This window comes from Paenibacillus nanensis, assembly GCF_003583765.1.
Taxonomy (GTDB): Bacteria; Bacillota; Bacilli; order Paenibacillales; family Paenibacillaceae; genus Pristimantibacillus; species Pristimantibacillus nanensis.
The window spans coordinates 175,103-188,408 of sequence record NZ_QXQA01000002.1 but is presented as its reverse complement, the minus strand read 5'-3'; the positions used below and the strand labels follow the sequence as shown (position 1 = coordinate 188,408).

The 13,306-nt window shown below is 53.8% G+C and carries 12 protein-coding genes and 1 pseudogene; 10 read left to right on the top strand and 3 right to left on the bottom strand.

Going from position 1 to position 13,306, the window contains the following annotated elements; all coding sequences use genetic code 11:
- Nucleotides 1–53: 53 nt before the first annotated feature.
- A complete protein-coding gene (locus D3P08_RS04120) occupies nt 54–290 on the bottom strand; it encodes a DUF2626 domain-containing protein (protein ID WP_119598182.1) in 237 nt (78 codons plus the stop codon).
- A gap of 265 nt (nt 291–555) precedes the next feature.
- Between D3P08_RS04120 and D3P08_RS04115 the strand changes: the two genes are divergently transcribed.
- From D3P08_RS04115 to D3P08_RS04095, 5 genes are all read left to right on the top strand, one after another.
- Nucleotides 556–1,206 carry an RsfA family transcriptional regulator gene (locus D3P08_RS04115; RefSeq protein WP_119598181.1) on the top strand — a complete coding sequence of 217 codons (651 nt, stop codon included), beginning with the start codon at nt 556–558 and terminating at the stop codon, nt 1,204–1,206.
- Between the two features lie 121 nt (nt 1,207–1,327).
- Nucleotides 1,328–2,296, top strand: a complete 969-nt coding sequence (locus tag D3P08_RS04110) for a ketopantoate reductase family protein (protein WP_119598180.1) — start codon at nt 1,328–1,330, stop codon at nt 2,294–2,296.
- 19 nt (nt 2,297–2,315) lie between these two features.
- A complete protein-coding gene (locus tag D3P08_RS04105; protein ID WP_119598179.1) occupies nt 2,316–2,714 on the top strand; it encodes a DUF3397 domain-containing protein in 399 nt (132 codons plus the stop codon).
- 154 nt (nt 2,715–2,868) lie between these two features.
- Complete coding sequence (bshC, locus tag D3P08_RS04100; protein ID WP_119598178.1) at nt 2,869–4,512, top strand: bacillithiol biosynthesis cysteine-adding enzyme BshC; 1,644 nt, start codon at nt 2,869–2,871, stop codon at nt 4,510–4,512.
- A gap of 36 nt (nt 4,513–4,548) precedes the next feature.
- Nucleotides 4,549–5,814 (top strand): adenosylhomocysteinase, encoded by a 1,266-nt coding sequence (locus D3P08_RS04095; RefSeq protein WP_119598177.1) that lies wholly within the window; start codon nt 4,549–4,551, stop codon nt 5,812–5,814.
- A gap of 80 nt (nt 5,815–5,894) precedes the next feature.
- Here the strand turns inward: D3P08_RS04095 and D3P08_RS27655 are convergent, their stop codons facing one another.
- Nucleotides 5,895–6,290: an SRPBCC family protein gene (locus D3P08_RS27655; protein WP_240647338.1), complete on the bottom strand. Its 396-nt coding sequence runs from the start codon at nt 6,288–6,290 to the stop codon at nt 5,895–5,897.
- Nucleotides 6,291–6,617, bottom strand: a pseudogene (locus tag D3P08_RS27650) (ArsR/SmtB family transcription factor); the annotation flags it as partial.
- Nucleotides 6,618–7,036: 419 nt separating this feature from the next.
- On the opposite strand from D3P08_RS27650, the gene mraZ reads away from it, so the two are divergent.
- From mraZ to D3P08_RS04065, 5 genes are all read left to right on the top strand, one after another.
- Nucleotides 7,037–7,474 carry a division/cell wall cluster transcriptional repressor MraZ gene (gene mraZ, locus D3P08_RS04085; protein ID WP_119598175.1) on the top strand — a complete coding sequence of 146 codons (438 nt, stop codon included), beginning with the start codon at nt 7,037–7,039 and terminating at the stop codon, nt 7,472–7,474.
- A gap of 51 nt (nt 7,475–7,525) precedes the next feature.
- Entirely contained in the window at nt 7,526–8,476 is a 951-nt protein-coding gene (gene rsmH, locus D3P08_RS04080) for a 16S rRNA (cytosine(1402)-N(4))-methyltransferase RsmH (RefSeq protein WP_119598174.1), read from the top strand.
- A gap of 15 nt (nt 8,477–8,491) precedes the next feature.
- Nucleotides 8,492–8,893, top strand: coding sequence for a cell division protein FtsL (gene ftsL / locus D3P08_RS04075; protein WP_119598173.1), 402 nt, complete (start codon nt 8,492–8,494; stop codon nt 8,891–8,893).
- A gap of 11 nt (nt 8,894–8,904) precedes the next feature.
- Nucleotides 8,905–11,241, top strand: coding sequence for a penicillin-binding protein (locus D3P08_RS04070; RefSeq protein WP_119598172.1), 2,337 nt, complete (start codon nt 8,905–8,907; stop codon nt 11,239–11,241).
- Nucleotides 11,242–11,348: 107 nt separating this feature from the next.
- A complete protein-coding gene (locus tag D3P08_RS04065; protein WP_119598171.1) occupies nt 11,349–13,289 on the top strand; it encodes a stage V sporulation protein D in 1,941 nt (646 codons plus the stop codon).
- The last annotated feature ends 17 nt before the right edge of the window (nt 13,290–13,306 follow it).

Below are 13,306 nucleotides of genomic sequence, written 5' to 3'. Positions count from 1 at the left end.
CTGTCACCGGCGGATCTAATCCGACCGGGTGACAGCCTCATTTGTTCTGATGTTTAGAACGGCAGGTCCATCTTGAAGACCGACCAGTAGGTGAAGCCTACGAACGAAATCACCATATATCCCCAGAACATCGTTATGTATGTTCTCTCGGAGAAATTCAAGTAGCCCAAAAATACGAACGCGACAGCCTGCGCAAAGAACAACAGCGCGAATTCCGTCATGTGGCCTGCAAAAGCCATCAGTCCGATCACTAGGCACCAAAAGCCCAGAACGCGATACATGCGTGCCATGATACATCCCCCTTTTCCAAGCCCCGATTTTTCTAAACTTCATTATAGCGTTTGCCCCGTACAGTGTAAACCGGAATACGTGACGAAATCGCAAACTTTTTGCCATAAAACGATCCTTCCGTTTACAGTTTGCTCATCAATCATCCTAATCATGTATGAGTCAGTTAAAAAATGGATATACAAAATAGTATCCAATAGATTCTATGAACTCTACCAAGGGCATAGAGATAAGTAAGCGCCTTTTACGTTAGGAGGTTTTGATTGCATGACAGCAGTTAGACAAGACGCGTGGAGTCCGGACGATGATTTGATTCTCGCCGAAGTAACGCTCCGCCATATAAGAGAGGGAAGCACACAGCTTGCGGCCTTCGAAGAGGTTGGCGAAAGAATCGGGCGCACATCCGCAGCCTGCGGGTTCCGTTGGAACAGCTGTGTCCGCAAGCGTTACGAGGATGCGATTCAAATTGCGAAGCAGCAGCGCCAGAAGCGCAACTATTTGAAAAAACAGGCGGTTACCGCCACATCCCAAGTCTCTTCAATAGCGGTATATGACGCGGAAGAACGCGCTTTTAAACAGGATGTAAACGCGATGGACGAAGGGCTTACCGTTGATGCGGTCATTCGCTATCTGCGGAGCTGGAAAACGACCTATCAAGATTTAGCCAGACAAATTAAGCTGTTCGAGAAGGAATTGAAAGAAAAGGAAGAAGAGCTGTACCGGCTTCGCAGCGAGAATGAAAGACTGACGAAGGAAGTGAACAGCGCCCAAACCGATTACCGCGCCGTTAACGACGATTACAAAACGCTGATTCAAATTATGGACCGCGCAAGACGGCTAACGGTACTATCGAATGAAGAGGAAGCAAAGCCGCGGTTTAAGATGGATGCCAACGGTAACTTGGAACGTATTGAATAGGTCATATCGGAGCAGAAGAACCCGCCGTATTCCTAAACGGCGGGCTTTTCTTTTAAATAGGCGAAGGTTATAATACGGAAGACTTGAAAGCCAATTATTTCCGCTGGACAGGGAGAAAACAATGGGTATTCATATTGTAGGCGGCGGAGCGATCGGGCTGCTGTTTGCCGCTAAGCTTGCGCTCGCGGAAGCCGGGGCGACGCTATGGACGCGAACGGAGGCGCAAAGCAGGCGGATTTGCGAGGAGGGCTTGCTGCTCGTGAACAAACAGGGAGAGGAACAGCTTGTCCGCGTCGCGAGCGAATGGTTGAACGGGAGCCGTCTATCCGCTATGGAGATGGAAGACGAGATGTGGATTTTGCTCGCCGTGAAGCAGACCGCGATCGGAAGCGAGCTATTATCTAGCTTAAAGGCACTGTCGGACAAGGCGAGAAACGGCGCATCCGTCATCTGCCTGCAGAACGGAATCGGACATCTCGAGAAGCTGGCGGACGCGCTTGGCGGAACGCCGGTTTATGCGGCGGTTACAACCGACGGGGCGAAACGAGAGGACAGCCGTACAGTGAAGCATACCGGCATTGGAGAGCTTTGGTTCGGCGAATGGGACGCAAACGGTCAGAAAAAAGCCGAAAAAAGCGAGATTGCACAAAAAATGTTACTTTCTTCCTTGCAAAAGGCAGGATTTCACGCTATTCTGTCGAAAAACATGAAGAATCGCATTTACCAAAAGCTGCTGATTAATGCGGTGATTAATCCGCTTACTGCCTTGTTTGATGTAACGAACGGAGAGCTGCCTCAGCATGACGGACGGCTGCGGCTTATGCGGGCTTTACATAAGGAAACCTATGAAATATTGGTCGCCGCCGGAATGGAGCGATCCGAGGACAGATGGGATGCCGTGCTGGATGTCTGCAGCCGGACAAGCGCCAATGTTTCGTCGATGCTGGCTGATGTCAGGGCGGGAAGGCCGACGGAGATCGAGGCTATTAACGGAGCAGTGTCGAGGCTCGCCAAGCAGCTCGGGCGGGAATCGCCGCTTAACGATGCCATGACGGCGCTGATTGCGCCATACGGCGAAGCAACGTTGTAATCCAGGGAGGAGGGCGGGAATGGGAGCAATATGGGGCAGCATCGAATGGCTGTATACGATTCTCGCGGTTATACCGATCTTACCCTTTGCCATTGTTCTGTTCGTATACGGTGCCTACATCCGGGATCGAAAAAAAGCGATCACGATGGCGATTGATGTCTCCAACGCATTTTTTATTTTGTGCGTGGCGGCCCTATTCAACATCCTATTTGATAATGATTTCGGCTTGTACGGCATTTTGCTCGTCATGATTATTGGCGGCGGTTTGCTGGGCAACGCGCAATTCCGCAAGCGCGGGACCGTAGATGTGAAACGCGTGTTCCGGGCGGTTTGGCGCATGAGTTTTTTTGCGATGAGCGCGCTGTATGTGGTGTTTATGATTATTATGCTCGGAAGACTGCTCTTCACCGTCGCATAAGCGCCTGAATATGTAAATAAGAGCCGAATGAATGAAACGCTCCTGCTGCGCAGGGGCTTTCTTGCTTTGACGGGCGGCTTCCACTTTGTGTACAATGGCTTTGACGTACGTATAGAATTATACGATTTCTTATACAATCGGGAGGCGACACCGCATGACGAATCATGAATCGTATCGGCTTCCCATCGCGCAGCCTTTGACGGAGGCCTATATCCATCAAACGGATGACCGGATCGCGGAGCTTTACGGTTACCATTCCGGATCGGAGCGAGACTGGGAGAGAAGATACCGTTCGTTGCAAGAGAGAACGGCATTAAGAGCGGACAAAGCAGACGTGGCGGAGGCGCTTCGGGTGTACAACCGAAAGGCGGGCGCAGCCCCGGCGGTTTTGTCTTCTATCGATCAAATAGCGGAAGGCGCGCCTGTCGTGATCGGGGGCCAGCAAGCCGGGCTATGGACCGGACCGCTGCTTGTCATACATAAAGCGGTAACGATTATAAAAGCGGCCAAATCGGCTAGCGAGCAGCTTGGCGCCCGGGTCGTGCCCGTATTTTGGATCGCGGGCGAGGACCATGATTGGGATGAAGCCAACCACGCTTACGTGATCACCGCGGAGCAGGAGCTTCGGAAGCTGTCTGCGGCGAGGCCGGAAGGGCCGCGCACTTCCGTCAGCCGCACGGCTATTGAACCGGCGGTTTGGGAGCAGCTGCTGCAGGAGCTGGAGCAGGCGCTGCCGCATTCCGAGTTTAAACCGCAAATCGTGGAGAAGCTTGCCGAGCTGTCGCGCAGCTCGGTCTCTTTGTCGGATATGTTCGCGAGCTTGCTCAGCCAATTGTTCGGCGCGGAAGGGCTTGTCCTGCTGGATGCGGACGCGCCGGAAATCCGGAAGCTGGAATCGCCGATGTTCGGCAAGCTGCTCCAGTATAATGATGAGCTGGAGCAGGCTTATATCCGCGCGGCCGAGCAGGTTAAGGCGTGGGGCTATACGCTGCAAGCCGATGTGGTGCCAGGCAGCGCCAATCTGTTTATGTTCCCGCCGGAGAAGGGCGGAGAGCGTACGCTTCTGCATAAGAGCGAGGACGGCTACCGAGACCGCAAAGGCGGGTCGCATTGGACGAAGGAGGAGCTTCGCCGCATCGCCGAAGAGCGGCCGGAGCTGCTGAGCAACAATGTGCTGACGCGGCCGCTCATGCAGGATTATTTGTTCCCAGTTCTCGGCACGGTGCTGGGGCCGGGCGAAATCGCATATTGGGCGCTTACAGGCGGGGCCTTCCGCGTGCTCTCCATGGAGATGCCGATTATTGTGCCGCGCATGTCCTATACCTTAATTGAAGGAACAATCGCGAAGTATATGACGAAATACGAGCTTACTTTTGCCGATGTGATGGAAAGCTTCGAAGCGCGCAAGGAGGCGTGGCTGAAAGAGCAAGACAACCTTGCGATCGAAGAGAAGTTCAGCGCGGTGAAACAATCGTTCCAAGAAAGCTACCAGCCCCTTATCGATCTGGCGGCATCCGTGCAGGCGGGTCTCGCGAAGCTCGGGGAAACGAATATGGCGAAAATTTTGGAGCAAATCGGCTATATGGAAGCAAAAACCTCGGATGCGTATAATAAACAATTCGAAGCCTCCATCCGCCAGCTGGACCGGATCGCTACGGCGATCACGCCGTCGGGCAAGCCGCAGGAGCGCGTGCTCTCCATGGTTGTGTATTGGAACCGTTACGGCGACGCGTGGCTGAGCAAGCTGATGGAAGCCCCGTTCAGCCGAACCGGCGGACATGAGATTGTGTATTTGTAAAAGGAATCATTTCAATTAAACGGGAGGAACCCGCACATGAACACAGTTGAGAAAAGCATCATCGCTGACCCGTCGCTTGCGCCGGAAGGTCATCTGAAGATTGATTGGGCCAGCGCCCATATGCCGGTGCTGAACAAGATCAAAGAGCAGTTCGAGAAAGAGAAGCCGTTCCAAGGCTTGAAGGTGACGATCTCGCTTCATCTCGAGGCGAAGACGGCTTATTTGGCAAAGGTTGTGCAAGCGGGCGGCGCGGAAGTGACGATTACGGGCAGCAATCCGCTTTCCACGCAGGACGATGTATGCGCGGCGCTTGTGGAGGACGGCATCACGGTATTTGCGAAATACAACCCGACGCCGGCTGAATTTAAGGCGCTGAACATGAAGGCGCTGGAATGCAAGCCGGATTTGATTATCGATGACGGCGGCGATCTCGTGACGCTGCTGCATTCCGACAGCAAGGAAATGGCCGTAAATCTGCGCGGCGGCGCCGAAGAAACAACAACCGGCATCATTCGTCTAAGAGCGCTCGAGAAGGAAGGCAAGCTAACCTTCCCGATGGTTGCCGTAAACGATGCGTTCTGCAAATATTTGTTCGATAACCGGTACGGCACGGGTCAATCCGTCATTGACGGCATTAACCGGACGACAAACCTGGTCGTTGCGGGCAAAACGGTCGTCGTCGTCGGCTACGGCTGGTGCGGTAAAGGCGTTGCGATGCGCGCCAAAGGAATGGGCGCTAACGTCATCGTAACGGAAATCGACGCGATCAAAGCAGTGGAAGCCTATATGGACGGATTTGCCGTTATGCCGATGCAGGAAGCCGCCAAACACGGCGACATCTTCGTAACGGTGACGGGCAACCGCGACGTGATTCGCGGAGAGCATTACAAAGTGATGAAAAATGGCGCGCTTCTCTCCAATGCCGGCCACTTCGACGTTGAAGTGAACAAGGTGGAGCTTGAAGCGATGTCGACAAGCAAACGAACCGTGCGCCGCAACATCGAGGAATACAAGATGGAGGATGGACGCAGCATTTACCTGCTGGCTGAGGGACGTCTCGTCAATCTGGCGGCGGGCGACGGACATCCGGCTGAAATTATGGATATGACGTTTGCGCTACAAGCCATGTCGCTGAAGTACGTCAACGAGCAGTACAAGTCGATCGGCAGCAAAGTCGTTAACGTCCCTTACGAGCTTGACGAGCAAGTGGCAAGACTGAAGCTGGAATCGCTCGGCATGGGCATCGACAAGCTGACTCCGGAGCAAGCTGCTTATTTGGACAGCTGGGCGGAGCACGAATAAGCGTCATCAATGAACCCCCGCCAACGATCGCATTGGCGGGGGGTTTCTTGTTTATACAATCCCTGCGGCTTTAATGCTGTTTATTCCAGGACCTTTGCGAACTCCCCGAACCAATTGCTCCAGCCATACCTAGCTCCTTCGAGTCCTTGCGTCGTTGTGAAGCCGGTTTGTTCCAGATGCAGATTTATTTTTCCATCCTCTACATGCTGGAGCGTCCAGGTGACCGTCTGCTTCTCCCCTCCGCTGGCCCAACTATAAGACAAACGGTTCGGTTCGTCCGCAGCGAGCACTTCGCCTTCCACGATGCCGTCCCACCATTCGGACGGTTGATGCCGAAACGTAAAGCCATGCCCAGGGACGGGCTCGAAATCATTTTCCGTTATCCATTTGGCAAGCTTGCCTGAATCGGTTAAGGCCGACCAAGCCTTCTCGATCGAAGTTGCGAACTGAAAATCCATGGACAATGTGAAGCTCATCTGTTCTTCCTCCTCTAATAGTTGGTGCAAGCGATACATTTTCGTGCTCCAGACCGTGCTGTGGAAAGCGGCCCAATGCTGAACTTCTCTGAGCGGGGAGGCGTTCAGCCTGAATCGAGTTTCTCTGCCGACCTTCCGGTCAAGCACCAGTCCCGCTTCTTTCAGCATGCTCAGATGCTTGGATACCCCTGTGCGGCCCATTGGAAACTGCGCGGCTAACTCATGAAGGGGGATCTCATCTGCTTCGGTCAGCAGATGAATCAATCGGCGTCTGGTCGGATCTGCGATTGCCTCGAACACATCCCGCAGCTGGTTGTTCTCGCCCATAACACCCCCTCCAAATCTAATTTTCTGCTGCAGAATTCGATTGACGGTATGAAGGAACTGCCGTTCATTTCACCACCTCCTTACAAACGTTCAGCTGTTCAGGCGTCACGCGGCGAGGGGACAGCTGACGCCACGCACGAATGCGGGCAATGCTGCTTGAAGCCAATATGCAATACAAATGCTGCGGCGTTGATAGGGTTAAATCAGACACCATTTGGTGTCGATTCCAGTATAGGACACCATATGGTGTCTAGTCAACTGCGTTTTTATAGGCAAAACAATGATTAATAGGCTAAAATATTTTTTTCATTTTCCTGCTCCCAGAGCAGGATTTTTATTTTAGGTGGCGAACTACTGTATCTAGGTGGGGAAAAGTGGGGCAAAGTGGAGCGTTAGGGGGAAGGAGTGGAGCGGAAACCATGTTTATGGGTGAATATCAACATAGCATAGACGAGAAGGGACGTATCATTATTCCTTCCAAGTTCCGCGAAGCGCTCGGTTCAGCCTTTATCGCCACAAGAGGCCTCGATAACTGCTTGTTTGTTTATCCGATGAGCGAGTGGAGCGTGCTGGAGCAGAAGCTGAAGTCGCTGCCGCTGATGAAGTCGGATGCGCGGGCGTTTACCCGGTTTTTTTTCTCGGGGGCGACGGAATGCGAGCTGGACAAACAGGGAAGGGTAAATATACCAAGCCACCTGCGCGAGTACGCCAAGCTGGATAAGGATTGCATGGTGCTCGGCGTATCGGGACGAGTTGAAATTTGGAGCAAAGAGACTTGGGACAGCTACTACGAGCAATCGGAGCAGACATTTAACGAAATTGCTGAGAAGCTGGTGGATTTTGACTTTAATTTTTAAGACAGCATACATACTTCTTAGACAGACAACAGATATGGGAGGACTTAAAGCGTGTTTCAGCATACTACGGTTTTATTGGAAGAAGCGGTGGACGGCTTGGCCATCAAGCCGGACGGCATTTACGTCGATTGCACGCTTGGGGGAGCGGGACATAGCGAGCTGATTGCGTCCCGACTCGGCGCGGGAGGACGTTTGATCGCATTCGACCAGGACGATTGGGCGCTGGACAACGCTCAGAAGAGGCTTGCTCCCTATATGGATAAAGTGACGCTTGTCCGAAGCAATTTCCGCTACCTCGAGCAGGAGCTTAGAGGCTGCGGCGTGCCGCTTAAAGAAGGCGTTCCTCAAGTAGACGGCATTCTGTTCGACTTGGGGGTATCGAGCCCGCAGCTTGATGAAGCGGAGCGGGGGTTCAGCTACAACCATGACGCGCCGCTGGATATGCGGATGGACAGGGAGAGCGAGTTGACCGCCTATGAGATCGTCAACGAGTGGGACGAGCGCGAAATCGCACGCATTCTCGATCGTTACGGCGAAGAGAAGTTTGCGCGCAATATTGCCAGAAATATCGTGAAAGCAAGAGAGGCGGCGCCGCTTGAGAAGACCGGCGAGCTTGCCGAGCTTATCAAAGCTTCGATTCCGGCGGCGACGAGACGGACGGGAGGGCATCCGGCCAAACGTTCCTTCCAAGCGCTGCGAATCGCGGTCAATGACGAGCTTGGTGCGGAGGAGGAAGCGCTGGAGGCGTCGGTACGATGCTTGGCGCCGGGCGGAAGAGCTTCCGTCATTACGTTCCATTCGCTTGAAGATCGGATTTGCAAGCAAATCTTCGCTAAATATGTGGAAAAATGCACCTGCCCGCCGGATTTTCCGTTATGCGTGTGCGGGAAAGCCGGTGTTCTGAAATTGATTAATCGCAAACCGATCGTGCCGGGAGAGCGCGAGCTTGAGCAGAATCCTCGAGCAAGGTCGGCCAAGCTGAGAATAGCGGAAAAATTGTAAAAGGGGGAATATGAAGTGGCGTACGTAAATGGAAATTTAGCGCTTCAGCCGAAGCGGAAGCCGCAGCAGCAGCAAGTTGTCCGGGAAACCAAAAAAGTCGTCGTGAAGAGAAAATCATTGCCGGTGCAGGAGAAGCTGCTGTACCTCTTTACCGTGCTTCTCTGCGTGGTTGTCGCCGGGGTTATTATTTCGAGATATGCGCAAATTTACAATATGAATCTTCAAATCAAGCAGATGAATGCCGAATATGAGACTATGAACATCGAGATGGAAGATCTGAAGCGGCAAGTAGAGATGTTAAGCGATCCGGAGCGTATCCGTCAGCTTGCGGAGACGCAGGGCATGGTCAGCAGTTTGGAAGGCGGCATTATGATCAAGAAGGATAACGTCTCGACAAGTACGGCTATGCGTGATTAGGGTGTGACATGATGAGTAAACGAATTAAACTTCGCACGCTGTTATTTGGAGGGGTTATGACCCTCCTTTTTCTTATTCTGATTGGAAGAGTTTTCTATGTGCAAGTGCTCGACCGAGATACCTATTACGTCATGGCCAAAGAGAGGTGGGCTGCAGCGGAGACGCTGCCGGCAAAGAGGGGGACAATTACGGACCGCAACGGCAACGTGCTGGCGATGGATACGATCTCCTACAACGTATCGGTCAATCCGAAGCTGATTAATGAGGCGGGTATGGCGGAGGAGGTTATTAAGGGCTTGACGGAAGCGCTTGGAGCTTCCGAGAACGAGGTTCGGAAAGTCGTAACCGCGAAGAAGGATGACGGGGAGTTTTACGCGCATCGCGAGCTCCGGAAGGGCGGCTGGCAAATTGAAAAAGCGGCAGCCGACAAGCTGAAAGAGTTCAGAGACAAGCTGAGAACCGAGATGATCGAAAAAAAGATCGGCACGGATACAGGCATTATCATCGAGGAGACGCTGAAGCGTTATCATCCCCAACAAAAGCTGGCTTCGCAGCTAGTCGGCTACGTCAGCTTGGACCGCGAGCATATGACCGGCGTGGAAGCCTATTTCAACGACCGGTTAACCGGAACGGACGGTTATATCCGTTACGAGAAGGACGGCGCGTATGTCGAACTCACGGACGGTGAGATGGAATATAAGCAGCCGGAGGACGGGGACAACATTGCGCTGACGATTGATACCGATATCCAGCATTACGTGGAGGAAGCGCTGCGCGGCATAGCTAAGAAGTACCAGCCGAAAAGCGCGACGGCGATCGCCGCCGATCCGAATACGGGGGAAATTTTGGCGATGGCGAATCTGCCGGAATATAACCCGAATGAGTATTGGGAATATGAGTACGCCAATTACTTTAACCATGCCGTAGGTTCGTTGTACGAGCCGGGTTCCACGTTCAAAATCGCGGTCCTTGCCGCCGCGGTGGAAGAGGGCCTATTCAATCCGAACGAGACTTATAAATCAGGGAGCTATCGAGTTCCCGGCGATACGGTTGTCATCCGAGACCATAACCGGGACGGCTGGGGCACGATATCGTTCCTTGACGGACTCAAATATTCGAGTAACGTCGCCTTTATTAAGCTCGGCTTCGAACGGCTTGGAGCGGAAAAGATGCGCGACTATTTCACGAAGTTCGGATTTGGCCAGAAGACCGGAATCGAGCTGACGAACGAGCTGACCGGATCGATTCGTTTCCGGTGGAACAGTGAAATTGCCAACGCGTCATTCGGCCAGGGCGTTGCCGTAACGGCGATTCAACAGGTTGCGGCCGTTTCGGCGGTAGCGAACGGCGGCAAGCTGATGGAGCCGCATGTGATTAAGAGTATTACCGATCCGTTGACCAAAACAACAACCGTCACGAAGCCTAAGGTCATTCGCCAGGTCATTTCGGAGGAGACCTCTCGCCAAGTCAGCGAATATCTGGAGCAGGTCGTCTCCGACCAAGACAAGGGCACGGGGAAAAACGCGTATATTGAAGGGTACCGCGTAGCGGGCAAGACGGGAACTTCGCAGAAATTCGTGGACGGCAAATATTCCGATACAAAAATTATGGTTTCCTTCATCGGCTATGCGCCTGTCGATAATCCGCAAATCGTGCTTTATATTTTGGTCGATGAGCCGAACGACCCGAATGCGGGCGGCGGCTCGGTAGCGGCGCCGGCCTTCCGGGAAATTATGCTGAAGAGTCTGCGTAAGATGGGGATCGCGCCGAACTGGACGCCGAATGAAGCGCTCGAGACCGGCGAAATCAAAGTAGCGGTTCCGGATTTGAAAGAATTGAAAGTAACGCAAGCGATGGATGAACTGAAGGCGGAGGCGCTCCCTTACGAGATTGTTGGCGAAGGCGGCGCCGTGTTGAGTCAAATTCCGCCGGCCGGCTCGCTTATCCACCCGACTCAGCGGATCTATCTCATAACGGAGCAGAGGGACAAGCTTCCTGTACCCGACTTAACCGGCGTGTCGCTGCGCGACGCGATTGAGCTTACATCGCTCATCGGGGCGCGGCTGGCGCCTGAAGGAACAGGTTTTGTCGTATCGCAGCAGGTGGAGGAGAAAAATGGCGAAAGAACTGTCCGCGTAAAGCTATCCCCGCCGCTTGGCTCCGACGCCGAACAAGCTGCTGCGAACGACTCAAGCGGGGCGGAAGGAGAACCGGGTTCCGGCGAAGAAGCCGCGGATACGGCTTCCGGCGCCGAGACGGGTAATGCTTCCGAGACGGCTTCCGGCTCTGGTAATGATGCAGGTGCTGATTCCGGGGAGGAGTCATCGATAACCGGCGGAGAAAACTAAGACAAGTTCAGGGAGCTTGTTCTATCCCCCTCTTGTCCCGAATAGGCTTGGAATGAGCGTCGTTCTATACGCTTATTGCTAAGCGGCGGTACAGAGGGGGATATGTTATGAAGGTTTCCAATGTGACGGTAAGAAGGCGCCTATTCATTGTGCTCATCCTTGCAGGCGTCGCTTTTGTTTCGTTATGTCTGCGGCTGGCCTATGTTCAGCTGTGGAAAGGGGCGGAGCTAGCGGAGCGGGCGGAGAATTCCTGGCGCCGCGACATTCCGTACATGGCCAAGCGGGGCGAAATATGGGACCGCAACGGCGTGCGGCTGGCGTACAACGTCAGCTCTCCGACCGTATGGGCGATCCCCGTTCAAATCAAGGATCCGCAAGGGACGGCGGCGTCGCTTTCCAAGCTGCTGGACATGTCGGAGGAAAAGCTGCTGCAAAAGCTTACTTTAAAGGAAAGAATTGTTAAGCTGGATCCCGGCGGACGAAAGATGAGCCAAGAGAAAGCGGAGCAACTGCAGGCGCTTAATCTGCCCGGCGTCGTCGTAGCGGAAGATAATAAACGATTTTATCCATACGGAAGCATGGCGGCTCACGTGCTTGGTTTTACGGGCATCGACAATCAGGGGCTGACCGGCGTCGAAGCGAAATACGATGAGATGCTCAAGGGCATTCAGGGCAATGTGTCCTGGCTGTCCGACGCGGCGGGCCGGCAAATGCCGAATTCCTCCGACAAGTACGTGGAGCCGAAGGAAGGCTTAACGCTGCAGCTTACAATCGATCAGGGCATTCAAGCGATCATGGAGCGCGAGCTGGACCAGGCGATGACAAGCTTGCAGCCGAACGGCATCATCGCCATCGCGATGGATCCGAATAACGGCGAAATTTTGGCGATGGCAAGCCGGCCTACGTATGAGCCCGATAAGTATAAAGAGGTTCCGTCGGAAGTGTATAACCGGAACTTGCCGATCTGGATGACCTACGAGCCGGGATCGACGTTTAAAATCATTACGCTCGCCGCCGCTTTGGAAGAAGACAAAGTGGATTTGAAAAACGAAATGTTCTTTGATCCGGGAGCGATTGAAGTAGGAGGCGCGCGTCTTCGCTGCTGGAAGAAGGGCGGACACGGCAGCCAGACTTTTTTAGAGGTGGTGGAGAACTCCTGCAACCCGGGCTTCGTCACGCTGGGCAATCGGCTGGGTAAGGAAACGCTGTTCCAATACATTAAGGATTTTGGCTTCGGCACGAAAACCGGCATCGACATTGGCGGCGAGGAGAACGGCATTCTGTTCAAGCTGAACCAGGTAGGGCCGGTCGAGCTTGCCACAACGGCGTTCGGCCAAGGGGTGTCGGTGACGCCGATTCAGCAGATTACGGCGGTGTCGGCTGCCATTAACGGCGGCACGCTGTATAAGCCTCACGTCGCCAAAGCGTTTATAAACCGGGAGACCGGAGAGACGGTGCAGACCATTGAGCCGGAAGCCGTGCGAACGGTCATCTCCGAGGAGACCTCGAAGGAAGTGCGGGAGGCGCTCGAAAGCGTTGTCGCCAAAGGAACGGGCCGCAACGCGTTTATCGACGGCTACCGTGTCGGCGGCAAGACGGGTACCGCTCAGAAGGTGGTGAACGGGCGCTATTCGCCGAACGAGCATATCGTCTCGTTCGTCGGCTTTGCTCCGGCGGACGATCCGCAGATCGTGATATACGTCGCGGTGGACAATCCGCAAGGCATTCAGTTCGGCGGCATCGTCGCGGCTCCGATCGTCCGCAATATTATGGAGGACGCGTTATCCGTTCTTGAGATCCCGCCGCGCACGAATCAGATCGACCGACTGTACAAATACGGAGAGACGCCGATAGTTACCGTTCCGAACCTGGTCGGCAAGACGGTCTCCGATATTTACGAGGATTTGAACATGAACTTTAACCTAAGCTCGGCAGGTACCGGACAGGTCGTGATCAAGCAGGCGCCTGCCGCGGGCACGCGGGTGGACCGCGGCTCCACGATACGCATTTACTTAGGCGACGAAGAAGATCTCCCGCATTCTCATTGAAGTTAGGGCCGATTAAC